Source organism: Candidatus Accumulibacter contiguus (assembly GCF_012940005.1).
GTDB classification, from domain to species: Bacteria; Pseudomonadota; Gammaproteobacteria; order Burkholderiales; family Rhodocyclaceae; genus Accumulibacter; species Accumulibacter contiguus.
On record NZ_SPMX01000006.1, the window covers coordinates 1 to 24844 of the forward strand.

General features: G+C 60.1%; 22 protein-coding genes, 1 tRNA gene and 3 pseudogenes. 11 read left to right on the plus strand and 15 right to left on the minus strand.

Annotated features, from left to right (window positions below; all coding sequences use genetic code 11):
• A pseudogene (locus E4Q08_RS01920) lies at window positions 1-399 on the plus strand (IS701 family transposase); the annotation flags it as partial.
• A gap of 1285 nt (window positions 400-1684) precedes the next feature.
• Here the strand turns inward: E4Q08_RS01920 and E4Q08_RS01925 are convergent.
• The 4 genes from E4Q08_RS01925 to E4Q08_RS01940 form a co-directional block, all read right to left on the minus strand.
• On the minus strand, window positions 1685-2095 hold the full coding sequence (locus E4Q08_RS01925; protein ID WP_169069142.1) for a type II toxin-antitoxin system VapC family toxin: 411 nt from the start codon (window positions 2093-2095) through the stop codon (window positions 1685-1687).
• Window positions 2095-2334 carry an AbrB/MazE/SpoVT family DNA-binding domain-containing protein gene (locus E4Q08_RS01930; RefSeq protein WP_169069143.1) on the minus strand — a complete coding sequence of 80 codons (240 nt, stop codon included), beginning with the start codon at window positions 2332-2334 and terminating at the stop codon, window positions 2095-2097. The genes E4Q08_RS01925 and E4Q08_RS01930 overlap by 1 nt, the downstream gene beginning before the upstream one ends.
• Window positions 2335-2788: 454 nt before the next feature.
• Window positions 2789-2882 (minus strand) — tRNA-Ser (locus E4Q08_RS01935).
• Window positions 2882-4162, minus strand: coding sequence for an aspartate kinase (locus E4Q08_RS01940; RefSeq protein ID WP_169069144.1), 1281 nt, complete (start codon window positions 4160-4162; stop codon window positions 2882-2884). The genes E4Q08_RS01935 and E4Q08_RS01940 overlap by 1 nt, the downstream gene beginning before the upstream one ends.
• A 241-nt stretch (window positions 4163-4403) precedes the next feature.
• On the opposite strand from E4Q08_RS01940, the gene E4Q08_RS01945 reads away from it, so the two are divergent.
• On the plus strand, window positions 4404-4709 hold the full coding sequence (locus E4Q08_RS01945; protein WP_169069145.1) for a helix-turn-helix domain-containing protein: 306 nt from the start codon (window positions 4404-4406) through the stop codon (window positions 4707-4709).
• 107 nt (window positions 4710-4816) lie between these two features.
• Here the strand turns inward: E4Q08_RS01945 and recN are convergent, their stop codons facing one another.
• Window positions 4817-6472, minus strand: a complete 1656-nt coding sequence (recN, locus tag E4Q08_RS01950; RefSeq protein ID WP_169069146.1) for a DNA repair protein RecN — start codon at window positions 6470-6472, stop codon at window positions 4817-4819.
• Between the two features lie 35 nt (window positions 6473-6507).
• The gene (locus tag E4Q08_RS01955) at window positions 6508-7434 is read right to left on the minus strand and encodes an NAD kinase (RefSeq protein ID WP_169069147.1); all 927 of its coding nucleotides are present in this window, start codon (window positions 7432-7434) and stop codon (window positions 6508-6510) included.
• A 74-nt stretch (window positions 7435-7508) separates the two neighbouring features.
• Between E4Q08_RS01955 and hrcA the strand changes: the two genes are divergently transcribed.
• Window positions 7509-8537, plus strand: a complete 1029-nt coding sequence (gene hrcA, locus E4Q08_RS01960; protein ID WP_169069148.1) for a heat-inducible transcriptional repressor HrcA — start codon at window positions 7509-7511, stop codon at window positions 8535-8537.
• Window positions 8537-9640: a ferrochelatase gene (gene hemH / locus E4Q08_RS01965; RefSeq protein ID WP_169069149.1), complete on the plus strand. Its 1104-nt coding sequence runs from the start codon at window positions 8537-8539 to the stop codon at window positions 9638-9640. The genes hrcA and hemH overlap by 1 nt, the downstream gene beginning before the upstream one ends.
• 4 nt (window positions 9641-9644) lie before the next feature.
• Here hemH and aceB read toward each other — a convergent pair whose 3' ends face one another.
• On the minus strand, window positions 9645-11243 hold the full coding sequence (aceB, locus tag E4Q08_RS01970; RefSeq protein WP_169069150.1) for a malate synthase A: 1599 nt from the start codon (window positions 11241-11243) through the stop codon (window positions 9645-9647).
• A gap of 116 nt (window positions 11244-11359) precedes the next feature.
• Between aceB and E4Q08_RS01975 the strand changes: the two genes are divergently transcribed.
• Window positions 11360-12265 (plus strand): LysR family transcriptional regulator, encoded by a 906-nt coding sequence (locus E4Q08_RS01975; RefSeq protein WP_169069151.1) that lies wholly within the window; start codon window positions 11360-11362, stop codon window positions 12263-12265.
• A 752-nt stretch (window positions 12266-13017) separates the two neighbouring features.
• On the opposite strand, the gene E4Q08_RS25570 is transcribed toward E4Q08_RS01975, so the two are convergent.
• Window positions 13018-15294: an HD-GYP domain-containing protein gene (locus E4Q08_RS25570; protein ID WP_308240034.1), complete on the minus strand. Its 2277-nt coding sequence runs from the start codon at window positions 15292-15294 to the stop codon at window positions 13018-13020.
• A 130-nt stretch (window positions 15295-15424) separates the two neighbouring features.
• Window positions 15425-15952: a hypothetical protein gene (locus tag E4Q08_RS24305; protein ID WP_248594636.1), complete on the minus strand. Its 528-nt coding sequence runs from the start codon at window positions 15950-15952 to the stop codon at window positions 15425-15427.
• A gap of 285 nt (window positions 15953-16237) precedes the next feature.
• Here E4Q08_RS24305 and E4Q08_RS01985 point away from each other — a divergent pair.
• From E4Q08_RS01985 to E4Q08_RS01995, 3 genes and pseudogenes are all read left to right on the plus strand, one after another.
• Window positions 16238-16350, plus strand: a pseudogene (locus E4Q08_RS01985) (IS5/IS1182 family transposase); the annotation flags it as partial.
• Window positions 16351-16533: 183 nt separating this feature from the next.
• Window positions 16534-17154, plus strand: coding sequence for a PEP-CTERM sorting domain-containing protein (locus E4Q08_RS24310; RefSeq protein ID WP_248594637.1), 621 nt, complete (start codon window positions 16534-16536; stop codon window positions 17152-17154).
• 215 nt (window positions 17155-17369) lie between these two features.
• A complete protein-coding gene (locus tag E4Q08_RS01995; RefSeq protein WP_169069152.1) occupies window positions 17370-17879 on the plus strand; it encodes an adenylyltransferase/cytidyltransferase family protein in 510 nt (169 codons plus the stop codon).
• Window positions 17880-17937: 58 nt separating this feature from the next.
• Here the strand turns inward: E4Q08_RS01995 and E4Q08_RS02000 are convergent, their stop codons facing one another.
• The 3 genes from E4Q08_RS02000 to E4Q08_RS02010 all read right to left on the minus strand — a co-directional run bounded on the left by E4Q08_RS02000 (window position 17938) and on the right by E4Q08_RS02010 (window position 20597).
• Entirely contained in the window at window positions 17938-18786 is an 849-nt protein-coding gene (locus E4Q08_RS02000) for an HDOD domain-containing protein (RefSeq protein WP_169069153.1), read from the minus strand.
• A 180-nt stretch (window positions 18787-18966) separates the two neighbouring features.
• Window positions 18967-19350: a YajD family HNH nuclease gene (locus tag E4Q08_RS02005; protein ID WP_034916172.1), complete on the minus strand. Its 384-nt coding sequence runs from the start codon at window positions 19348-19350 to the stop codon at window positions 18967-18969.
• 80 nt (window positions 19351-19430) lie between these two features.
• Window positions 19431-20597, minus strand: coding sequence for an alkaline phosphatase family protein (locus tag E4Q08_RS02010; protein ID WP_034916175.1), 1167 nt, complete (start codon window positions 20595-20597; stop codon window positions 19431-19433).
• 50 nt (window positions 20598-20647) lie between these two features.
• Between E4Q08_RS02010 and E4Q08_RS02015 the strand changes: the two genes are divergently transcribed.
• From E4Q08_RS02015 to E4Q08_RS02025, 3 genes are all read left to right on the plus strand, one after another.
• Window positions 20648-20899 carry a hypothetical protein gene (locus E4Q08_RS02015; protein ID WP_034916177.1) on the plus strand — a complete coding sequence of 84 codons (252 nt, stop codon included), beginning with the start codon at window positions 20648-20650 and terminating at the stop codon, window positions 20897-20899.
• A 168-nt stretch (window positions 20900-21067) separates the two neighbouring features.
• On the plus strand, window positions 21068-21592 hold the full coding sequence (locus E4Q08_RS02020; protein ID WP_169069154.1) for a hypothetical protein: 525 nt from the start codon (window positions 21068-21070) through the stop codon (window positions 21590-21592).
• Window positions 21589-23040: a diguanylate cyclase gene (locus E4Q08_RS02025; RefSeq protein ID WP_169069155.1), complete on the plus strand. Its 1452-nt coding sequence runs from the start codon at window positions 21589-21591 to the stop codon at window positions 23038-23040. The genes E4Q08_RS02020 and E4Q08_RS02025 overlap by 4 nt, the downstream gene beginning before the upstream one ends.
• 157 nt (window positions 23041-23197) lie before the next feature.
• Here the strand turns inward: E4Q08_RS02025 and E4Q08_RS02030 are convergent, their stop codons facing one another.
• The 3 genes and pseudogenes from E4Q08_RS02030 to E4Q08_RS02040 form a co-directional block, all read right to left on the minus strand.
• Complete coding sequence (locus tag E4Q08_RS02030; RefSeq protein ID WP_034916182.1) at window positions 23198-23572, minus strand: hypothetical protein; 375 nt, start codon at window positions 23570-23572, stop codon at window positions 23198-23200.
• A gap of 603 nt (window positions 23573-24175) precedes the next feature.
• Window positions 24176-24643, minus strand: a complete 468-nt coding sequence (locus tag E4Q08_RS02035) for a nuclear transport factor 2 family protein (RefSeq protein WP_169069156.1) — start codon at window positions 24641-24643, stop codon at window positions 24176-24178.
• Window positions 24600-24824: pseudogene (locus E4Q08_RS02040) on the minus strand (SDR family NAD(P)-dependent oxidoreductase); the annotation flags it as partial. The pseudogene E4Q08_RS02040 and the gene E4Q08_RS02035, both read right to left, overlap by 44 nt.
• Window positions 24825-24844: the final 20 nt, after the last annotated feature.

Sequence of the window (24844 nt, forward strand, 5' to 3'; positions counted from 1 at the left end):
CATGCTCTCCAACGCGCGCCCGACACGCCACTTCGCGAGCTGGCACGCATGCAGGCACAGCGCCACTTCATCGAGCGCGCCTTCGAGAATGCGAAAGGTTGCTGTGGGATGGCCGACTACCAGGTACGCAAGTGGCGGGCTTGGTACAACCACATGGCGCTCGTCTGCGTTGCACTACTCTTTCTCGTCAAGGAGCGGCGGCAACACTCACCCTACGCCGAGTTACTGTCCTGTGCCGATGTCGTCGACATGCTCGTGGCGCAGCTCCCGGTGAAGATTCACGGTCGCGAAGACCTCGTGCGAATCATCGCCGAGCGTCATGCACGGCGACAAAGCGCCCGCGACAGCGCCTACCGAAGGCAGCCGCCAGCACCCAAAAATGCCATTAGAATCTGTTAATGTAGAACTAATGGCTGGCGTAGGCAGTCCTTCGTAGAGGAGTGCCCTTAGACCTCGGGCGTGCTCCAGAGAAACAGTGCACGCGAGAAAGCTGGCGGATATCCGCTCAGACGCATCGTATGTCTCATACTTCTCAGGATCGAGAAGGCTGATGATCGCCTCGTCCAGGGTATCGGAACGGTGAAGGATGGCATCCAAGCTCTTAACGTTGTGGCGAGTAGGCATAGAAAAGGAGTTCTGACACAGCGAGTTACCACAATAACATCATAGATGTTCGTCTGTCCCTCTTGTCAAAAACCACATGGTTTGTGTTGGCGTAGCTCACAAAACCAAAGCATACGCCATCGCGAAACCCGCCAAAGACCACTCAAAAAACTCAAGCAAAAAACAACTAACTTGAAAAAACCGTACTAAATTTCCGAAGTCAGGAGGTTTCGAGAAAAAACGCCCCTTAAGACGCCAGAATTCGTCAGAAATGACATTTGTGGGGGTAGGCGAGGTCAGGAGGTTTAAACGAAAAACCCCGCAAACACTGCCTCGCCGCCTCCTCAAGAGTCGATGAGCCTGAGTTAAGGTAGACCTCTGCCATGTCCTTATCACCAAATTCCATAAGACCCCCTGGAAAGCAAATAGATAAGGTGTGACCGACGGCGTTGGTGCATAAATACTCTCTTTAAAAATCAATAGCTTAAAGCGATGGAGGCGTCAATTTATGACAAAATTTGACGTTCCTGGCATATTTTCCGAAAGTTGCTTTTTCTAACATGCTGTTTTTATGTTAATTTTTCATGGCGAATTATGCACCAACGCCGTGACCGACCCAACTTCAGCGCTAGAACAATTACTCGCCTGCGTTCGCCTGGTTTCCTTAAGCGACTATACATCGCGGTACCAAGCAGATCGGCATTTGCAGATCTGAGGCGCTGGTACGCTACTCGCGTTTCCAGTGTAGTATCCAACCACTTCCCATCGTCATTGAGAGAGACCAGCGTGTCATTCACGAGGACTTCAACGGCAACCTGTGGGTTGTCTTGGAAAAGCCACCATAAGCGGTCTTGGGTAAGTTCTCCGACATTCCGAGACGGCATTTCCTCATGGATTAGCTGTTGAAATGTCGGAAGACTTCTTCACAACCGCTTAGATGTTTTTCCGCCAAGTGCTGTTAAATCGATCAGGCTTTAGCGTGGTTTGTGCACCAGAGGCGTTCGACCCGCAATTCTTTCCTTCTGGCACGCCCGGAAACAGATCCAGGCCGCCCCGGTTGTACTCGGGCCACCCCGTGCTCTTACACGGGCACCTCCGGTGCGATCAATATTACGCTGGGAAAGTACGAGGCGTAGCGTCGTGTGTCCCTGGTCAGAACGGGATAGCCCGACACAGCCGCGTGCGCCCCGATAAAGAAATCGCCAAGGACATTGATCTTGGTGCCCCCTTGTCGCCGATAACGTACAAACGCTTTGCCGGCGAGAAACAGTGCTGGGCGCGGTGTCTCAATCATGACTAGGCCGAGGTCATCGAGGGCTTGATCCAGGGCTTCCACCGTCGAGAAGGTCAGCGAAAGTTCGGAGTAGATGATCGGGTTGATTGCCAGCCGATGAATCTTCGACTGGGCACGCAATTGATGAGTCGACCAGTCGGCCCATTCTGGATCGTCCTCCAGAACGTCGACCAGCACGTTGGTGTCGACCAACAGCATCAGCCCTCGCCGCGCAGCAGAGCCATCAAGTCGTCGGTTCGCCACTTTACGTCAGCCTTGCCCCGAGCTACATCGAAACGGTCGGGCTGACGGCTCGAACAGGCGCCAACCTTGTGGATCACCACATCGCCATCGCGATTGACGGCGAAGTCCACAGTGCAGCCCGGTGCCAGATTGAGGGCATCGCGAATCTGCTTGGGGATAGTGACTTGTCCTTTGCTGGTGAGTGTCGTCGACATGGCAAATCTCCGGTGTATTACACATGAGCGAATTGTAATACCTTTGCGGGGTGGCGGCAATCCAAGTGGCTCTTTTTGCCAGTCACCGTGCTTTCCTGATCGAACGGCGCGTCCCGCGCGCCCTCATCGACCAGCGGAAGGGGCGAACGATGGGCGGGCACCACGCAGACCGCCCCACGACGATATACCGGAGCGCCTGAGCGGCCTCGATCGTCTCCTCCAGGCCGAGTGCAACCTCTCACCAACCAGACATTTCGCGATGGCGTACATCACGAAACCAAAGCACGCGCCAACGCGAAACCCGCCCAAGCCCATCGAAAAGTCACTTCAAAACAACCACTTGAAAAAACCGTACTAAATTTTCGAAGTCAGGAGGTTTAAACGAAAAACCCCGCAGAACATGGCGCTCAGCAGGGTGTTCGTAAAAGCCTCAGACAGTTTGCGTCTGGTGTCCTGGCGGAGACGAAGGGATTTGAACCCTTGATGCAGGTTTATGCCCGCATGCTCCCTTAGCAGGGGAGTGCCTTCGACCTCTCGGCCACGTCTCCTAGGAAGGCGTGATAATATCGGTTTCCCCACGGCCGGTCAAACTCAACTTCGACTTCGGAGGTTTTTCCAGGCCGAAAGCCTTGTGCAGGATGCGTACCGCAAGTTCTAGGTATCTTTCTTCGATGACCACCGAGATCTTGATTTCGGATGTCGAGATCATCTGCAGATTGATATTTTCCTTGGCCAGCGCGCCGAACATCTTGCTCGCGACGCCCGGATGGGAGCGCATGCCGACGCCGACAGCGGAGACCTTGCAGGTGGTATTGTCACCGGAGATGTCGCGTGCGCCGATTTTTTCCTTGACGGTTTCCAGAACGGAGAGTGCCTTGCTGTAGTCCGTACGGTTGACAGTGAAGGAAAAGTCGGTGGTGCCGTCACGGCCGATGTTCTGAATGATCATGTCGACGTCGATGTTCGCATCGGCGATTGGCCCGAGGATCTGGTAAGCGATGCCAGGGCGATCCGGAACGCCCTGTACGGTCAGTTTGGCTTCATCGCGATTGAAAGCAATCCCGGAGATGATCGGTTGTTCCATATTCCCTTTTTCCTCAACAGTGATCAGCGTACCCTCCCCTTCTTCCTCGAAGCTGGAAAGAACACGGAGTTTGACTTTGTACTTGCCGGCAAACTCGACCGAGCGGATCTGGAGCACCTTGGACCCCAGGCTGGCCATTTCCAGCATTTCTTCGAAGGTGATGGTGTCGAGTTTGCGCGCTTCGGGCACGACGCGCGGGTCGGTGGTGTAGACGCCGTCGACGTCGGTGTAGATTTGGCACTCGTCCGCTTTCATCGCTGCAGCCAGCGCTACGGCTGAGGTATCCGATCCTCCCCGGCCGAGAGTGGTGATGTTGCCGTCCTCATCGGCACCCTGAAAGCCAGCCACGACGACGACGTGTCCGTCGGCCAGCGACTTGCGAATCCGGTGCTGGTCGATTTTCAGAATTCGCGCCTTGGTGAAGGTGCTGTCGGTCAATACCCCGACCTGGAAACCGGTAAAGCTCTTTGCCTTGAGCCCTTCGGCATGCATGGCCATGGCCAGCAAGCCGATGGTCACCTGTTCGCCGGTTGATGCGATCACGTCGAGTTCGCGCGGATCCGGTGTAGGCGAAATTTCTCTGGCCAGTCCGATCAGCCGGTTGGTCTCTCCGGCCATGGCCGAGGGAACCAGGATAATGTCGTGCCCTTGTGCCCGCCAGCGAGCGACTCGCCTCGCGACGTTCTTGATGCGATCCGTCGATGCAACCGACGTGCCGCCGAACTTCTGAACGATCAGTGCCATCCCAAATCCAGTTGAAAAACACAAAAACCGGCATTCTAATGCAAGTCTTGTCATTGCAGCAAAAGGCTGGAGCCTCCGATATGCCGATCATCATTAGGCGTATGTTCTATTGAAATGCCACTTGCAATTCTTGGCGAATCGCTTATAGTGCGTCGTGTATTACCAAAGTCATATTGTGTGAAGGTTGGCAGGAAGTCGAATTTCTGCTGGTTCACTTGGCGTAATTGAAGAAAGGACAGTCATGAGCACCGTCAAAGTTGTTGAGCGGGTCGATCCTCGCGAAATTCGTCGCAGGCTTGGTTTGAATCAGCAGCAGTTCTGGTCCAAGATCGGCGTGACGCAGAGCGGCGGTTCGCGCTATGAAAGCGGCCGCAACATGCCCAAGCCGGTGCGTGAGTTACTGCGGCTCGTGCATGTCGAGCAGATCGACATTCAGCGCCTCAAACGTGAAGACTTCGAGGTTCTCGAATACGTCAAGGCGGAAGACCCGGAACTCTTCAAGACGCTCAAGAAGGCTGCCAAGAGCAAGCTCAAGAAGCCTGCCTGAAGCTTCGATTCACGAAGACCAGGGGGTTGCGGCAGATTGCTGAAAGTGACCGATGCATCCGCTTGCTGCGGCCGCCCCTGACGGACGGACAGCAGTTTCACTGCTGCTCACGATCGCCTCAGCATTTCCCTGGCATGTCGACGAGTGATCGCCGTAATGTCGATGCCGCCGAGCATGCGGGCGATTTCCTCGACCCGTGCATCTCCCTCGAGAGTGGCAACCTGGCTGCGAACCTCCCCTGCACGGCTCTTCTTGCTGACCTGCCATTGCCAGTTGGCGCGTGCGGCAACCTGTGGCAGGTGCGTCACACAGAGGACCTGTCGTTCGCCTCCCAACTCGCGCAACAAACGGCCGACCACTTCGGCAACCCCACCGCCGATTCCGACATCGACCTCGTCGAAGATCAGGGTCGGTACACTTGCTGCCTGACTGGTCACCACCTGGATGGCGAGGCTGATACGCGAGAGTTCGCCTCCTGAAGCCACCTTGGCCAGCGGCCGCGGTTCACTACCGGCCAGACCGGCGATACGAAACTCGACCTGTTCAAGCCCGCTGGCATTACCCCCTTCGACCGGCAGCAAACCAAGCTCGAAGCGGCCCCCAGCAAGCGCCAACTGCTGCATGACCTGGCTGACCTCGCGGCCGAGCGCCTCGGCTGCGCTGGCGCGTTTGCCGGATAAGCGCTGTGCAAGCTGTTCATATTGCGCGCGGGCGGCAGCGGCGCGCGCCGCGAGGCTTGCAAGATCGGCAGCTTCCCCGAGGACGCTCAATCGCTCCTGCCAGCGCGCCAGCAGCCCTGGCAAGTCATCGGGAGCACAGCGGAATTTGCGCGCACATCCGAGAACCGCTTCGATGCGCTGTTCGACTTCCACCAGACGCTGTGGATCCAGCTCGACACGGTTGGTGTAACGATGCAGGGCGGAGATCGCTTCGCTGAGTTCAGCTTGCACCGATTGCAGCAGGACGGCGACTTCGGAAAGCGCCGGATCGTACTCCGAAAGCCCATCCAGGCGATTGGCTACGGCAGCCACCTGGGCCTCACAAGCTGCGTCTCCCTCGGTCAAGACCTGCAAGGAGAACTGTGCTCCTTCGACCAGGCTGGCTGCGTGGCCCAAGCGCTTGTGCTCTTCGTTCAGCAGCAGCCATTCTTCGGTCGAGAAGCCGAGTGTTTGCAGTTCGCGAACTTGCCAGTCGAGTTGCTCGCGTTCGACCGCCAAGGCCTCGATGCCGCTGCTGGCGTGATCGAACAGTGCTTTGGCTGCGCGCCAGTTGCGCCAGGCGGCAGCCACTTCCGCCAGCAAGGGCTCGAGCCGGGCATGCGAATCGAGCAATGCGCGCTGCGCTTCGCTGCGTAACAGAGACTGATGCGCATGCTGGCCGTGAATGTCGACCAGCGATTCGGCCACCTCCCGCAACTGTTGTACGGTGACCGGCGAACCATTCAGATAGGCACGCGAACGACCGTTGGCATCCAGCACGCGACGCAGCAGCAAGACACCCTGCGTATCCAGATCATGCTCCTGTAGCCAGGCGGCAGCTGCCGGCGAAGCCGCGAGGTCGAACTCGGCATTTACCTCCGCGCGCTCGCACCCGGCGCGAATGAGGCCCGTATCGGCGCGCTCACCCAGCGCGAATGCCAGGGCGTCAACGAGAATCGACTTGCCGGCGCCGGTTTCTCCGGTCAGCGCGCCAAATCCTTGCTGGAACTCGAGTTCCAGCCGGTCGACCAGCACGAAGTCGCGAATTGTCAAACGACAGAGCATATGTAGGTCGTCAATCTGGTCGTCACGGCAATGGACTAATGTTCCTTGGGCCGCTCGCTCCAGTGCAGCTTTTGACGGAGCATGGCAAAGTAGCTGTAACCCGGCGGATGCAGCAGACAGATCGAATATTCGGAGCGACGAATACGTACGGAATCCTCGTTCCGGAGATCAACCGTCACCTGGCCATCGAAGTGGGCACGCGAATCGGTGGCGTGCACGATCCGGATCTCGATTTCGTTCCGGTCACCCACCAGGATTGGCCGGTTGGTCAGTGCGTGTGGGCAGAGCGGAACCAGGGCGATGGCGGAAACCTGCGGATGCAGGATCGGGCCATTGGCCGAGAGTGCGTAGGCCGTCGAGCCGGTGGAGGTGGCGACGATCAGGCCGTCCGAGCGCAGGTGGTAAATGAACTCGCCGTCGATGAACAGCTCGAATTCGATCATCCGACCAATCGCGCCCTTGTCCACCACCACATCGTTCAACGCCAGGTTGGAAACGACACTGCGCTCGCCACGCACGACCTCGGCATCGAGCAGCATGCGTGTTTCCGGAACGAACTTGCCGTCCAGGAGGTCGTCCATGCAGGTCAGCATGTCGCTACGTGCAATGTCGGTCATGAAGCCGAGACGCCCCTGGTTTACGCCGACCAGGGGCACCCGATAACGGGCCAGTTGGCGTGCGGCATTGAGCATGGTACCGTCGCCACCGACGACTATGGCGATGTCGGCATGGGCACCGAGCCACGTGAAATTGCCGCTCGCCCAACTCCCGAGTTCCAGATGCGAGATGACGTTGCAGGCGGTCTCTTCCTCGATCAGTACGGTCATGCCGCGTTCGTGCAGGTATTTGGCCAGCAAGCGAATCGACTCGGCAATCTCCGGACTGTGGTACTTTCCGACCAGCGCGATCGTCCGGGGTGGCTGCACACAATCAGCCGAAGCTTGAGGAAAGGCGTTGTTCATGGGCGAATTAAACCACAATTCAGGCTGCTGCCGCGGCACCCCGTGAGTGAAGGATTTTTTGTAGAATCGGACCCATGCTAGACGACCGTGCCAAAACACTCCTCAAGACCCTGATCGAACGCTATATTGCCGAAGGGCAGCCGGTCGGCTCGCGCGCCCTGTCCAGGTACTCGTGCCTGGACCTGTCTGCAGCCACAGTGCGCAATGTGATGGCCGACCTGGAAGAGATTGGTCTGATTGCCAGTCCGCACACTTCCGCCGGACGCGTGCCCACGTCACGCGGCTACCGCTTTTTTGTCGATAGCCTGCTGACCGTCAAACCCCTCGAAAAGGACAAACTCGACGCCATCGAGGGACAGCTTCTCCCCTCGCAGCCCACACAATTGATCAGCAAGGCTTCGCACTTGTTGTCCGGGCTGACCCATTTTGCAGGCATCGTCCTGGCGCCGCGCCGTCGGACGCCGAAGATCCGTCAGATAGAGTTCATCAGTCTGTCAGATAAGCGCATTCTGCTGATCCTGGTCACTTCCGACGGCGACGTGCAGAATCGCCTGCTCTTCCCTGGGCGATCCTATACACCATCCGAACTGGTGACCGCGACCAACTATCTCAATCAGCATTTTGCCGGCCAGGATTTCGAGCACATCAGTCGCCGTCTCCAGGAAGATCTGCAGAAACTGCGCGGGGATCTGCAGACGCTGATGGCCGCGGCGCTGACGGCCGGCGACGAGGTGATGCGTGGGCCGGACAGCCGCTATGTCATTTCCGGCGAGCGCAATCTGCTCGAAGTCGAGGAGTTCTCGTCGAACATGAAGCGGTTGCGCGAATTGTTCGACCTCTTCGAGCAGCGGACCTCGCTGATGCAGTTGCTCGAGCTCTCGAAGCGTGCCGACGGCGTGCAAATCTTCATTGGCGGCGAATCGGGACTGGCCCCTCTGGATGAGTGCAGCGTGGTCACCGCCCCTTATGCCGTGGACGGCGAAGTGGTCGGCTCGGTGGGCGTCATCGGCCCAACCCGCATGGCCTACGAGCGGGTCATTCCGATCGTCGAAATTACCGCCCGACTGCTCTCTTCGGCGCTGACCTATCAGGCCAGATACTGATGCCACCTTATCTTCCGGAGCCGGCCTACCGCCACGATAACTCCGCAGGCAGCGCCGTCCTGCTGATCAACCTGGGGACACCGGCAGCGCCGACGGCTGCGGCGGTGCGCCGCTACCTCAAGGAGTTTCTCTCCGACCCGCGCGTCGTCGAGATCCCGCGCGCCGCCTGGTGGCTGATTCTCAACGGCATCATTCTCAACATTCGACCGCGCCGGTCGGCGGAAAAGTATGCGGCGGTGTGGACTGCCGAAGGCTCGCCACTGCGCGTGCATGTCGAACGACAGGCCAAGTTGCTGCGTGGCTTTCTTGGGCAGGCCGGGCATCGGGTGCTCGTCGACTTCGCCATGCGTTATGGTGAGCCGTCGATTCCGGCAACACTCTCGCGTCTCAAGGCCGAGGGCTGCACGCGCATATTGTTGCTGCCACTCTATCCACAGTATTCGGCAAGCACGACGGCCAGCACCTTCGATGCGCTTGGCGCCTGGCTGCAGCGCGTGCGCAATCAGCCGGAAGTACGCATGGTCAGGAGTTTCGCTGATCACCCCGGCTACATTGCTGCGCTGGCAGCGAGTGTTCGCGAGCACTGGTTCAGCCATGCCCGGCCGGACCGATCGTATCGCCTGGTCATGAGCTTTCATGGCTTGCCGCGCTACACGCTGGACAAGGGCGACCCCTACCACTGCGAGTGCCACAAGACCGGCCGTCTGCTTGCCGAGGCACTGGGTCTCGGCCAGGAACAATACCAGGTCTGTTTTCAGTCGCGTTTCGGCCGTGCCGAATGGCTGCAGCCGTATACCGCGGCAACACTCCAGGCACTGGCAACACAGGGCGTGCAGCGGGTCGATGTGATCTGCCCGGGCTTCCCGGCAGATTGTCTGGAAACGCTCGAAGAAATCGCCATCGAAGGCAAGCGCGAATTCATGCGGGCCGGCGGCAGGGAATTTCACTATCTTTCCTGCCTCAACGAGCGTGACGACTGGATTCACGCACTCGCCGACCTGGCCGCCAGTCACCTGCAGGGCTGGCCGACCCGCACATCGCCGGATCCGGCCAGCCGTGAACTCAGAGCCTTGCGCGCGCGCGCCCTGGGAGCCTCGTCCTGAGGGTCTATTCCATTGCTTCGTACAGCGGCAGGGTCAGGAACTCCGGGTATTCCGGTGTCAGCGACATCTTGTCGAAAATGACTGCTGCCTGATCGTAGGTGGCAGTATCTTCTCCCTGAGCGCTGACCGTGGCTTTCACCTTGAGCAGTTCTTCGGCGATCATGCCACGCACCATCTCGGCGGTGACCTTGCGGCCGTCATCGAGGACGCCTTTGGGCGAAACCACCCATTGCCAGACCTGCGAACGCGAGATCTCGGCCGTGGCGGCGTCTTCCATCAGGTTGTGGATCGGCACGCAGCCGTTGCCGGCGAGCCAGCTGCCGAGGTAGTGAATGCCGACGTTGATGTTGTTGCGCACACCGGCTTCGGTGATGGGTTGTGAAGGCTGGAAGTTGAGGAAATCCGCCGCGGTGAAGGTCTCGTCGCGCTGCTTTTCCCACTGGTTCGGGCGGTCGCCGAGCACCTTCTGAAACTCCTCGGCAGCGATCGCCACCAACCCTGGGTGGGCCACCCAACCGCCATCGAAGCCGTCATTGGCGTCGCGGGTCTTGTCGTGACGGATGCCTGCCAGCGCCTTTTCGTTGGCCACCGGATCGTTCTTGATCGGAATCAGTGCACTCATGCCGCCCATCGCCGGCGCGCCTCGCTTGTGGCAGATCTTGACCAGTTGCAGCGCGTAGCTGCGCATGAAGGGAACCTCCATGGTGATTGCTCCACGATTGGCGAGGCAGAAGTCCGGGTTCTTCTTGAACTTTTTGATGCACGAGAAAATGTAGTCCCAGCGTCCGGCGTTGAGGCCGGCAGAGTGCTCGCGCAGTTCGTAGAGGATTTCCTCCATCTCGAAGGTGGCAAGGATGGTCTCGACCAGCACGGTGGCCTTGATGGTGCCGCGCGGCAGGCCGATGTGCTCCTGCGCCAGGATGAAGATGTCGTTCCACAGGCGCGCTTCGAGATGCGATTCCATCTTTGGCAGATAGAAGAAGGGGCCAGCGCCACGCGCGATCTGCTCTCTGGCGTTGTGAAAAAAGACGAGTCCGAAGTCGAAGATGCCGCCGGAAACGCGCTGACCATCGACGGTGACGTGTTTTTCGTCGAGGTGCCAGCCGCGCGGACGAATCTGCAGAGTGGCGATGGTGTCGTTGAGTGCATATTCCTTGCCGGCTTCGTTGGTGAACGACAACTGGCGCCGAATGGCTTTGTAGAGGTTGACCTGGCCCTGGATCTGGTTGTCCCACTTCGGACTGTTCGAGTCCTCGAAGTCGCTCATGTACGAATCGGCGCCCGAGTTGTAGGCGTTGATGATCATCTTGGCTTCGACCGGGCCGGTGATTTCGGTGCGGCGGCGCTCGAGCGCCTTCGGCAGCGGTGCAATTTTCCAGTCGCCGTCGCGGATGGATTGGGTTTCCGGCAGAAAGTCGGGCATCTCGCCAGCGTCGATCCGTTCCTGGCGAGCAACGCGTGCCTGCAGCAGTTCCTGGCGGCGACCCTCGAAAGAGCGGTGCAGTTTGGTGACCAGAGCCAGCGCCTCGGGGGTGAGAATGGTTTCGTAACCGGGTTGGATCGGTGCGTTGATTTGCATGCCGGCGGGCAGATCGAGACTCATACGATGACTCCTTTCGATGGGTGATAAGCAATGCAGCGATTCTATTGGATGCTGCAATGAAAGATAAGAGCGATTAGAATCAAATTATCTTTTACTTCTGGTATCGAATCGGCGAGATGGATCATATCAAGCAAATCGAGGCCTTCGTTAACGCAGCGACACGTGGCAGTCTCTCGGCAGCAGCACAACTTGAAGGGATCACGCCGGCAGTGATCGGGCGCCGGCTCGATGCTCTGGAGGCGCGCCTTGGCGTCAAGCTGCTGCTGCGCACGACGCGAAAGCTGTCGCTGACCTTCGAAGGGCAGGCTTTCCTCGAAGACTGTCAGCGCATCCTCAACGACCTGGCGAATGCCGAAGCGGCAGTTTCACTCGGCGGCATTCGTGCCAGCGGTCACCTCAAGGTGTCGGCGCCGGCCGGTTTTGGGCGCCGGCATGTGGCGCCTCAGGTGGCCGTTTTCATGCAGGCCAATCCACAGGTCAGCGTGCGGCTCGATCTCACCGATCGGATTGTCGATCTGCTCAATGAGGGCGTCGACTGTGCGGTACGCATCGGCGAAATGGCCGATTCGAGCCTGGCGAGCAGCAAACTTGGTGAAATGCGCCGCGTCGTCGTCGCCAGCCCGGCCTACCTGGCGGAACACGGGGCACCCCGTACGCCGGCCGAACTGACCGCACACAACTGTCTGTCGCTTGGCCAACAGCGTGGCTGGGTGCTGCGCCAGAACGTGGAAGGGGAGGTGGCTAACCACAAGGTATCGGGCACTTTCGAGTGCAACGATGGTGCGGTGTTACACGCCTGGGCACTGGCCGGAAAGGGATTGGCCTGGCGATCGATGTGGGAAGTGGGTGATGATTTGCAGAGTGGCCGGCTCGTTTCCCTGCTCGACGAGCATGCGGCTCCCAGCGTCGGTATCTACGCCGTATTTCCGCAACGCCGGCATTTGCCATTGCGGGTTCGGTTGTTCATCGATCAGCTCAAGACGACTTTTGGTGATCCGCAGTACTGGGGACTTGGCCACTGAACTCTGGTCTGACGCGAAGCCAAACCGCAGCCACTCGGCGCGCCGGATCACTCCACATTGCTGGCGGCCTTCCTGGCAGCACGCAGCAGCGCTTTTCTGGCCTTTTCAGCCCGGATGTGCGCGATCGCCTGAGCCTTGTTGCACTCCTTGCAATAGGAATGCAGGCCATCCGAACTTCGTGAGTTTTTGTGAAATTCCAGGACGGATTTTTCTTGCTTGCACTTGACACAGATTTTCGTATTCATGGGAGGAAGGGGATAAAGGGAGTCCAGAAAGATTAGGGTGTGCATGTGGCTACAATAAGTTGAATTAATGGACTCCTATGTGACCAATGGCACGTTTTATCTCACATGGGTGCGCTCCCTGCCCCTCGAAGCCCGCGCCGAGAGCCCCAATCCGGCGCCCAGAAACCCCTCGCAGGCAAGCATAAATAGTATTCTCATCAATACGATGGCAGTATAATAAGGGAGCTCTACGGAGGGGTTGCCGAAGCTTTCCGGGCCACCGACCAGAGCAAACGAGAAGGCTCAGCCTAGCCAGCACGACATAAGCAAAGACTATGTCTTTATATAAACACCGCTAATTAAATAGCCACTTGGGCGGCAGATTCTTTGCGCTGCCGGGAGTGGTTCACCGTAGCGGTAAAAAATTCTGACAGTCTGTGGCGAATGCTGCGGTCGACGATGTCACACCCGGTCGCGCTCGCTGATCCGGGAGGGAGGGAGCTGCACCAGAGCGGATCGAGTGCCGAGTCAGACTGCGGGTGGCGGGCGAAGCGTCGTGGCGAGCAAGCGCTCGACGTCTATCGCGTCGACCTGCTCCGGCTGCATGAATTCTCGGGCATAGTCGAGATGGACGCCGGCGCGCAGGAAGAGTGCGAACAAATCCGGATCGATGTGCTGCTCCTGTTGCATCCGGGACATGATGGCCAGCGCTTCCGACAGCGTCTTGCCCTTCTTGTAGGGCCGGTCTACCGCCGTCAATGCTTCGAAAATGTCGGCGATGGCCATCATCCTCGCCAGCGGGCTCATTTGCTCGCGCCTGAGTTGCCGCGGGTAGCCGCTGCCATCCATTTTCTCGTGGTGAGCTCCGGCGATTTCCGGCACTTGCCGGAGGTGCCTCGGGAAAGGCAGTTGCGAAAGCATGACCAGCGTCTGCACGATATGCTCGTTGATCTTGTAGCGCTCCTCTGCCGACAAGGTGCCGCGCGCGACAGAGAGGTTGTAGAGTTCGCCTCGGTTGTACAGCAGCGCCGGAACCGGCATGCGAAATCCCCAACGGTTGTTCTCCGGCATGCGATCCTGCGGCCGCCTTGCAAAAACGTGCTCCGGCTTGTCGGCGAGCAGTGCTTCGACAACGGGCAGTTTCGGGCAAGGGGTGCGCGCCTTGCGCAGTTTCTCTTCCCGGGAAATGCCGATGCGGTCATCGAGCGTGCGCAGCCAGGTCCGTGTGGCGATCGAGCGCAGGCGATCGATGCTTTCCGGAGCCATGAATTCACCCCCTTCGTTGCAACTGGCAACGAAGGCAAAATCGTCGTCGAGCCGCTGCAGCTCGGCGGCGACGCGGCGGTGTACCGATTCTGCGTCCGTACCTGCGACAATGGCCTGCAGGCCGCTGATTTCCGCGTCACGTTTGAGCACTTCAAAGCGCATCCGTATTTCGTGGATGCGGTCATGAATGGCTTCGAGCTTGGTGGCCTTGTCCACCACGTATTCGGGCGTCGTCACCTTGCCGCAGTCATGCAGCCAGGCGGCCACATGTAACGCTTCCCAGTCATCCTCGGTCAACTGGAAATCCTGATAGGGACCGCTGCTGGCAGCGCACGCCGCGCGGGCGAGCATCTTGGTCAGTTCCGGAACGCGTGCGCAGTGACCGCCGGTATATGGACTCTTGGCATCAATCGCCGTGGCCAGCAACTGGATGAAGGCTTCGAACAAATCCTTCTGAGCCTTGATCAATGCCTTGCTTTCGAGCGACACCGCTGCCGTACCGGAAAGGGCTTTGACGAAGCTCAGGCGGCTGCTATCCGTTGCCGTATCGCAGAGCAGGATCATCGCGCCGACCAGTTCGCTCTTGCGGTTGCAGAGCGGGACGGCAATGGCGTGGCTCGCCTCGGCCAGGTTTGCAGTCGCCGGCCCCAGGCAGGCAATATCTTCGGGCTGCAGCCGGTTGGCACGAGCGACGCCGTCGGTCAGGGCAGCGCCGAGTAGCGGGCCGGCGCGCGCTACGTCTAGCGAAGGCAATTCGCCAGCCAGTGCCGAACCGGTATCGTCGAGTGCCGCGGCCGGATTGAGCTGACCGTCCTCGGCCAGGTAAAGCACGCCAGCCCGTGCCCCGGATGCCGAGAGCGTATCGGAGAGCAGGCGCGGCAGCAGTCGGTCGAAGTTCTGCTCGGCGGCAACAGTCTCGCTGATGTCCAGAAAGCGGTGGATGGTTCTCTTCATCCCGTCCATGGTCAACACCAGCTCGGTGACTTCCTTGATCGAAGACTCCAGGGCAATCGGCCGGGAAAATTCGAAATGGCGGATCGCCTCGGCTTCGCTGGCCAGACGGCGCAACGAACGCGAAATGCTCTGCGCAAGCAGCCAGGTGAGCGGAATCGTCAGCAGCAGAACGAGCAAGGTGGCCGATGCCGAATGCTGTATCACTCGCAGGGCACCGGCCATCAGCTCGCTTTCGGGAATGGCGGTGACGAGGTAGAGCGGCGGCACCCCTTCGAGCAGGAGGCGGTTAACCGAGACTCTCCACGTGTTGCCGCTGACCGTGACGCCAAGGATCTGCGCTTCCTCGTCCTGCATCTTCCTGACGACGGGCAGGAGCGGTACCAGTGCCGGCACGCCCAATTCGTCGATTCTTGCCAGCGACGGTTTGCCATCGCTGGCCGGCGAGGCCAGCACCATCCGCGAGGCCTCCTCGTAAGCCAGTACATGGCCCTGTGAATCGACGAGAACCATCACGCTGCCCGGCGTGACCTTTTGCCTGGCCAGGTTCTCTCCAAGGGTATCGAGCAGGATGTCTGCGCCGACCACGGAGCGTCCACCGCCGGCGCGGCTGGCCAGCGTCGTGCCGACCCGCCGGCTCGAGAAAAACAGGTACGGGGCGGTCTTGACCTGCGTCCGAGAGGCCAGTCCTTGCTTATACCAGATCCGGTCCCGCGGATCATAGGCCGCAGCGTAGTCCGGACGGTCGTCGTCGCGCAGAGTCTGCAGTGCCGAATCGAGATAGATGAATCGACCCTGCCGCTGCCCCCCCCAGCTGTTCGATGCTCTGCACCACGTAGCTCGCGCCGGCCGGCGCTCGTGCGGCTTCGCTGACGCTGCCATGGCCGATCCGTCCAAGCAGGAAGAAGTCGCCATTTTCGTAGCCGATATAGAGCGAAGACAGGGCCGGCGAACTGTCGAGCGCCTGCCGAATGAACTCCAGGCTGTCGAGACGCTCCCTGAGCGAGGTCGCACGGGTCACCCGCTGCAGGCTCAACAGGCGGGCGGCCACCTCCGCCGGTTCGATGATGCGCCGCATCTCCAGCAGTGCCGCACGGCTGATGCGTGCCGTCAGGTCGGCGGCGGACTCTTCCAGCAGATTGCTGCTGAGCTGGTAGCCAATTCCCCCGAGAACACCGCCAACGAGAAGAATCAGCGCCAGAAACAGTGTCGAGATATGGATGTGCAGTGGGTAGCGATAACGCATGTGCCTGGCCTCGTAGCAGCATCTTCCGGATAGCAAACGATACCGAAAAAGCATGGCTTCGTGCGCGGAATACAGCCACCCTGAAAAAGATGGAGATCTATAGAAAGTATCGGAGATTATTTACATCGCGGCTTGCATGTTTTCCCTTGCGCCCTCCGTTGTGCGCAGTATAATTATTTAAGCCATTGTTAAAAATCATATTACCTGAAGTCTTCAGGGTGTTGGTGTAGTATATTGACATGAGCCTCCGGGGTTCCGGGTTTGGCGGCAAGCAGAGGGTGCGAGATGGCCATGCGGGTGAAGGCGGCACGGGCGAGGTGGGGCTCAAACAGCGGTATCGGGTGACGAACTGTTCGAAGTACGACCGAGCGCTGGTCAGCCGCGGCAATCTGACGATCTGATCTGGCCGTAGACGAAACGACCAAGGACATCATCGGCATGGAAGTGACCACCGCCGACCGGGGCGACAGCCTGTACTCCCGGACTTTCGAGCGGCAAGTCACCGAAGGTCACATCCGGGCCGCGAACATCATCTAATTAAGGATGGTTTTTTTAACACGCTCAAATCAAGGAGAAGCCAAATGAAACCAATAAAAATGTTGGCTATGAAGAGCAGGGTGATTTGTGGGGTGGCGGCCTTGTTGCTGCTCTTGAGCACGTCTGCGATGGCCGGCTTTATCGACTTCGAAGGCGATACGCTAGGCCCCAAAGCCAACGGATTTACTTCGGTTGGCGACGCGGGAGTGCACTTCTTCGACACGATCGGGACGGACTTGCGGGTCCATCCCGACCAGACCGTGGTGAGCCAGAATCTTCAGGCGCCTATTGACGACGCAAGCCGGATCAAGATCGTCTTCGACACGGATAAGAGTTCACTCAACTTGTTTTTCGGCAACGATGATGCTTGCTGCTCAGCCCCCGGTGATCGAGCCTGGCTGGAAGTGTTCAGCGGCGTCACTTCTGTTGGTCTCGCGAGCGTGGTCATGAACCGCAACGACCTGACCGACCAGTCGATCGGCATTTCGACTGCCAGTTTCGACAGCGCGCTGTTCTGGTACGGGAAGGCGGACGGAACACCGATCGGTCTGCTCGAGGCGATAGACAATATTTCGTTCACTGACGCGGTTCCCGAACCCGCCTCTCTTGCGCTCCTTAGCCTTGGTCTGGCAGGACTCGGATTCAGCCGCCGCAAACAAGCGTAATCACACCACTCATACAGACCCCGCTGCAGCGGGGTCTGTTTATTCTGCCGCTGCACGGCTGCGCATCGCATACACGGGATCGTACGTCCGCAGTGCCGCGTTCATCTGCTGCCAAACGCTCTTTCGATTAGAATCTGTTAATGTAGAAGTAATCATATCGGTGCTGCGCGCGAATTTGGAAAGCCTGTACGATGAGCGCCTTTGTGGAGTCACCCATGCCCGATCCAACGCCTAGACCATCGATCAAAGCGCCTGCTTTCGAAAGCAAGATCGTTTCCCCCGGCGAACTCGCTGCGCGCATTACCGGCGCACCGCGTCCGCTGGTGTTCACCAACGGCTGCTTCGACCTGCTGCACCGCGGCCATGTCAACCTCCTCGCCGAAGCCCGCGCACTCGGCGCGGCGCTGATCGTTGCGCTGAACTCCGATGCTTCGGTCAAACGACTTGGCAAAGGCGACGACCGTCCGGTCAATCCCCTGCGCGATCGTCTGGCGGTCATTGCCGCTCTCGAATCCGTCACGCTGGTAACCTGGTTTGAGGAAGATACGCCCTTGCAGCGCATTCTCGATTGCCGGCCCGACATCCTCGTCAAGGGTGGCGACTGGCCGGTCGAGAGAATCGTCGGCAATGAAGAAGTGAGCGGCTGGGGTGGGCGTGTACTGTCCTTGCCGTTCATTCACCAGACATCGACCACCGGTCTGCTCGCAATGATCCGGCGGCTGTAGCGCGCTGCGCGGGCAGTCATCGAGCGAGCGGCTGCTCGGGAAGCGCCTTTCGGCGAGATCAGGTACTGAGTGCGCTCTTCAGCGAGGCCAGATCTTCTGTGGACTCGGCAAGCACAGCCTTGAGTGCCTCGGCGTCGAACAACTCCGACAACCTGGCGGGGTCAAGGGGCTCGCAAAACAGGCTGTCCCGCCATCCATGCTGCACATTGGCCAGCTTGTTGGCGACGAACAGCACGTCCCCCAGCGTTTTCAGGGTGACTATCGTACGATCCTGTTCGTGCTCCTGCACCACCACCAGCAATTCCTCCGGCATCCCCATCGCCGCCAGCAATGCGTGTCCGATACTGTCATGCCATTGCACCAGCAACTCATGCAGTTCAGCGGGTTCGTCGACCAGGGCAGGGAAATTCACGGCCCGCGAGAGCAGATAGAAAACACCCAGGTCATGCACCAGGCCGGCGAACATCGCTTCGTCGGGACTGACCTTGGTCAGCCGGCGCGCCAGGACGCGTGACAGTGCGGCAACCTGCATGGTGTGTTCCCACAGGCGCTTCGACAGCACTTCGAATGGTGCCATCTTCTTCGAACTCAGCAGTTGTTCCATGGCCACGGCAAAGGAAACGCTGCGCACGACCTCCATGCCGACCCGGGCAATCGCGCTATTGACGTCGACGATGGCCCTTCCGGATGGGTTCATCGCCACCGAATTGGCCAGACGGATGATCTTGGTGCTCATCAAGGGCTCGGCGCTGATCAGCCTCCCCAGATGTTCGATGGTCAGATCGGGTTTCCTGAGCGCGGTACGCACCTGAAAGGTGATATCGAGGAAAGTCGGAAAAGAAACGACCTCGCCGGACAGGTCGCGGGCGATGTCCTCGAGGATGCGGAAGCAGTCTTCATTGCGCACTCTGTCTTGCTCCCACATACGATGCACAGCGGTGGCCGAGCGTGATTTGCCAGAAATATTGCCAGGCGGCACGGTGCCGGCCGGCAGGGAATCGAATTTTGCCTGAAAACAGCGCGCAAGGGTACGCCAGCTCGCCGAACCGGCAACCGGCACTCGTCCGGGCAGCCTGGCAGCGCAGGGTCAGCGGCCTTTCAGGAGATCCTTGAGATTCGCGAACGGTTGCGCTGTCGCCGGCGCCTTGGCGGTCGTGCCAAGCGAAGTGATTCCGGCTTGGCGTGCCGCTGCGGCGTCGAGTTCCCTGGCGTGTTCGTTATCGTGGCAATAGAGGCATAACAGCTCCCAGTTGCTGCCATCGCCGGGGTTGTTATCGTGATTGTGGTCGCGGTGGTGAACGGTGAGTTCGCGCAGATTCTGTTGCGTGAACTCACGGGCGCAGCGACCACAGATCCACGGGTAGATTTTCAGAGCCTGTTCACGATAGCCCGCCTCGCGGCCAAGGCGGTTGCGGATGGCGTCGGCGATCAGACGATCGGTGTGTGCGGTTTTGGCAGGGTCGTTGGCCATTGCTAAACTCCTTGTGGAATGTATACGCTATACGTGGGGCAAGCCGCTGCTCCTGGCAGTCAACAAGTCATGAATGACCGTTAGGCCAGCAGCGCGATCAGCGGAACGCGCATTTCGCTGCTACTGATGCCGCCATGTACGCCGAGCATTGCAAAATGCTTTTCTCCCGGCAGCCAGTCCTTGATCGTCCAGTTGTCCTTCATCACCAGGGTGTAGTCGCCGATCCGGGATGCGAGGCGCGGATGGTGGGGTGGAGGACCGAACCAGCCGCCTGCGATCAGCCGGTCGCTGGCGTAGAGGTGGGCAGCGCGGGCAAGATGGCGGCGCACATAGTCTTCGAAAGCTGGCCGATCAGCCGCGGCGACGTAGCAATAGGCGACCCGGCGCTCACCGCACAAGGGCCGGAGCAGCAGTGCGGCGAGCTGTGGATGGTCGTCGAGACTGATGACTCGGCGGGGGGGAGAATCAATGAAACCATGGTCGGCGGTGAGCAGCACCCAGGTATTGCTGCCGCGCAGCTTGCGCAGCAACTCACCGAACAGGGTGTCAACTGCGCTCAGCGTCTGTTGTGCCTGGCGGCTGTCGGTGCCGTAATGATGCGAACAGCTGTCGAGGTCGGGGTAGTATGCATAGACATAGCGCGAGCGGGTCGTTTCCTGCAGCAGTTCGCCCAGACAGGCAAACATCTCGGCGACCGAGCTGTAGGCAAGCGTCTGCGCCGCACGCGAGTGCCAGGCGTTGAAGGCGCTGCCGACGATGCTCTGTGGCGCCACCACCCAGGACTCGCGATCCAGCCTCTGAAACAGCGACGGATGCTCGAACAGGCGCGACGGCAGAGCGGCCGGCGACAGCCGGGGCGGCCCCAGTCGGGGTGTCAGCGGCAGGATTGCCAGGGTCTGGTCGATCTCGTCCAGATGCATATGCCAACCGGTGAGACCGTGCTGCGCCGGCGCGAGGCCGGTCATGAAGGTGGTGATGGCGCTGGCAGTGGTCGACGGAAAAACCGAAGTCATGCTGCCGAGCAGGTGGTGTTGCAGATGTGGGCTGCTGGCGTGTCTGGCCAGCGTCCGTTGCCCCAGCCCATCGATGACCAGCAGTACGATATGCCGCGCCCGGCCCAGTTGCGCCGCCGACAACGCAGGCAGCGGTGGATATGGACTGCTGGTGCTGCCGCAGGCCGTGGCGATGCTCTGCACCAGATTGACGATGCTGCCGCCAGCGTAGTCGGGAAGGTGAGTCGAACTCATGATGCGGCCATTCTACGCCAAGTGCCAGCGCTGGGTGTTGCCGCAAGTGCGTGGCAGCGGACACGCCACCATCCGGCGCCAACGACTTTGTCGCCAAGCCGATCAACTGGCCGATCTTCGGCCATCGGGCGCGCTACGTCTGGCGTTCGGCGCTGGCGGCACGCCAGTTACGCGCACCCGATTTCCTCGCGAGCGTTGCGGCGACGATTGCCGAAACTGGCATCAATACCGAGCAACTCGAGCTGGAACTGACCGAAAACATTCTGATGGAGCCCGAGTCGCGACAAGTGCAGGGGCTGTAAGGCGGGATGCCCGAAGCTGCAGGGCTATCTTCTCAGCCAGCTGCTGCCACCCGATGCGATGCAAATGCTCCTGCGCGACGGCAGCATCAGTCTGCCATCGAAACAAGACACGAAGTGCGCTACAGTCCCTGTCGACGGTCCGGACAAGACCAACATTGCGAGGCAACAATGAGGAATCACCACAGAACCACGCAGAGCTCCGAGTATCTGCGTTTTGCCGTCAAGCACATGACTCAGCAACAGGCGCCTCTTCACCCAGCGAGCCATGCCGTCTGGTACCAGGATGTAGCGGGCATCAACCCGCATCTGCAGGCGGAAGTCGATGAGTTGCTGCAGCGCAGCCGGCGGCTGGACGACGCGGACGTCTACGCCCTCTATGACCGCTACACAGCGGAATTCGGCACGGCAACCGCCCTGCGCATCGGCGAAAGCGTCGGCCACCTCATGGATCAGGTTTCCGAATCAGCCGCGCAAATGGGCCACGAGGTCTCGCGCTTCGGCGATTCGCTCGAGGACTGGAGCGATACCCTGAGCGAGCCCGAGTCTGCTGGCGGCGAAGCCGCCAAAGCGGACTTCGTCAACCGGGCAGACCGCGCGCTCTACCTGGCCAAGACGCAGGGGCGCAACCAGGTCATCCTCGCCCCGCGTCCGCAGCCTGCAAACAGCAGACAGACCGGGCCCCAGTTACGATGAACGACGACGAGTTGATCCGCACCCTCGCCGAGGATCACGTAATCCCGATGACAGGACTGCTGTCGCTGTTGATGCCCGCGAGCGCGGGTGTCGGTTTCGGCCTCAAAGGCCTGGATGGTCGTTACCGGCTGGCCAACCGGGAGATGGAACGACTGCTCGGCCAGGGTCCGACGCGTCTGCTTGGGCGATCGGAGAGCGATGTCCTGCCGACTCACCTGCTGGCACAGCTCGCCCGTTGCGACCAGCGCATCCTCGACGGTGCGCCGGCAGCGTACGAGGAAGTCGAGATACCCGTCGACGGCAGGATCAGCCGTTGCCGGTGGATCAACCTGTCAGTCTTCGGCACCGACCACAAGCTACAGTCGATTGCCTCGATCGTCCATGAGACGCTCCCATCGCCGGAGATCCCGTCCATGCAGCAGACACTCGATCGCCTGCGCCAGGAGAATCAGGAACTGCAGCGAACGGTCGTCGAACTCGAACAGGTGGCCAGCACCGACAAACTCACCGGCGCGTGGAACCGGCGGCGGCTCGAGGAATGCGTTCGCAGCGAGATGGACCGCCTGAACCGATACGAACAGCCGCTGAGCCTGCTGCTTGTCGACATCGATCACTTCAAGGCGATCAATGACCAGCATGGTCATGGCGTCGGCGACCAGATCCTGCAGGCCGTGACCTCAATGCTGCAGAGCCGCCTGCGGGGAACGGACGCCCTCGCGCGCTGGGGCGGTGAGGAGTTCGTCGTCGTTTGCCCGAACACCGGCCGGTCTACGGCGGCGCTGCTTGCCGAACGCTTGCGTGGGCAGATCGCGAGTGCCGCTTTTCCGTTGATCGGGCAGCTTACCGTCAGCATCGGCGCAGCCGAATGCAGCCCCGGTGAAACCTGGGAAGAGTGGTTCCAACGCGCCGACGAGGCGCTCTATCGGGCAAAGACCGGTGGCCGCAACCAGGTCCAGCTCGCACCGGAAGCGGTCCGGCCCGCGGACACCCAGGGATACGTGGTCGCCAACTTCGTTCAGCTCGTTTGGCAGTCGGCGTACGAATGCGGCAACGAACTCGTCGATCGCGGTCATCGCCAGCTTTTCGCCGACGCCAACGAGCTTTTGGCGGCTATTCTCGGACAATACGAGGCGCGGCGTTTGGACCTGATTGTCGAAACGCTCACGACTGATGTTGCCCAGCACTTTGCCGACGAGGAATCTGTCATTCTCGCCGCCGGCTATCCCGGCGCCGCCGAGCACGCCGTCCTGCATCGTGAACTTGTGGCGCAGGCGCGTCGCCTGCTCGACGACTATCGGACCGGCAAACAGGGGGTCGGCGACGTGTTCCAGTTTCTTGCCTATGATGTCGTCACCCGACACATGCTGGGTGAGGACCGCAAGTTCTTCCCTTACCTGCGCGCCCATGTCGCCGCGCCCGCCGGGAACCGCGAAGAGCCATCGCCGTGAGATCGGTGCGGGCCGGCGAGCCGCCGACACACGGCGGCTCGCGAGGAACCGGCGCGACCTGCCGGACACGACCCGGTTTGCGCCGACGCCGTGCCAGGATGAAGACGTGAGCCGCGCCGGCAGAACCACATGTCGGGCGCGCGGAAACTCCCGGCGCCTACTTGCTCACCGCTTCCTTCGTCTTTTCGGCGGCTTCCTTGGTGGCGTCCGCCGCCTTGACGACCATCTCCTTGCCAGCCTCCTTGGTCGCCGCAACGACCTCCTTGGTCTTGTCCTTGATGTCCGCACCGGCGCTTGCGGCACTTTCCTTGGCGGCAGCACCGGCATCCTTGACGGCCTCCTTGGTCGCGTCGGCGGCGGCACCGACAGCCGCCCCGGCTTTCTTGGCGGCATCCTCCGCTTTCTGCGCAGACTCCTTGGCGAGCCGCGCGGCCTCGGTCTTGGCGGCCTCGGTCTTGGGCTCGTCCTTCTGACCACAGGCGGCGACAGCCACGGCAAGCAAGGCGGAAACAATGAGCAGGGGGGTCTTCATGATTTCTATCTCCAGTTCGAGAAGGGGATGGGTTGATGGGAAAGATGACAGGTTGCCGAAGAACTTTGCGAGAACGCAGATCGGGGAATCCGTCGCGACTCGCCAGCCGCCGGACGACCGTCCGGGCGAAGCACCCCAATCACAGCACATTCGCCTGCGCGAGTAAACCCGGCCGGCGACAACCGGCTGCGATAACACGCCGGCAGGAATGGCGCCGGCACCGTCATCGGGCCTTGCCAGACCGTCGCAACGAACAACGAGCAGCGCCGAAGGGATCCGTATGAGCAGCAGGGAGTACGCGGGCCTGGATCAACGACGCCGGTTTGGCCGACATGTTTGCCGCCGAAGCCGACGGCCTGATCGCTCTGACGGGTCTTCCCCCGTAGCTGTTTAAGTGCTTGAAAACATTAGTACCGTTACATGCCTACAAATGAGCTAAGTGCTTGAAATTATTAGAGCGAGGGGGGAAGATCCGTCTGACAGTCTGTTCGGCGCCGCACGTAAGCGCCTAGCCGTTCATCCAGGGGCAGGAACTTCCACCCGTCGTAAAGGCTGTCCACAAACATCTTGGGCCAGCATCCGATTCGCAGCTCTACCACCCTTTCAGGCTGCCAGAGCCCTCCGCAAGCCCCGCATCAAGGTTCCGAGCACGGGCAGTTTCATGTACAGTTCCTCGCCGGTATCCCAGTAATCGCGGTGGTAGCAGACTTTGCCCTGGTCATCGAACTGCAGGTGCGATACGCCACGCATGACTTGCACCTCGCCCTTGCCCCATAGGCGGACACGGTAGAAGAACTCCCAGACCAGCATCGCGCCGTTTTCAGCAACCACCTGCTCGGTGATGACGAAGCGCGGCTCGGCGACCTGCCGAAACATATGTTCGAAGATGCGCTGGAGGGCTGCGACACCACGCACCTCGTTGAACGGATCCTTGAACCAGGCGTCGCGACTGTAGAACTCGGGAAGGCGGGCCACACTTTCGAGCGACAGCTCATGATAGAAACAAACGAGTTCGTCTACGTTCACCTCAGCCTCCGGTAATGCGGCGAAGCAGTGGGAAATACCAGCCATAGGGCAGCAGCGACAGACATTTCAGCACCCGCGTGAAACGTTTTGGATAATGAATCTCGAACTTGCCCATCCTGAAGCCGTCGAGCGTCGCCACTGCGGCCTGCTCTGGCGTCAGTAGCGCCGGCATCCGGAAGTCGTTCCTGGCGGTCAGCGGCGTCGCGACGAAGCCCGTGTTGATCACCGGATCGACGCCACCCAACG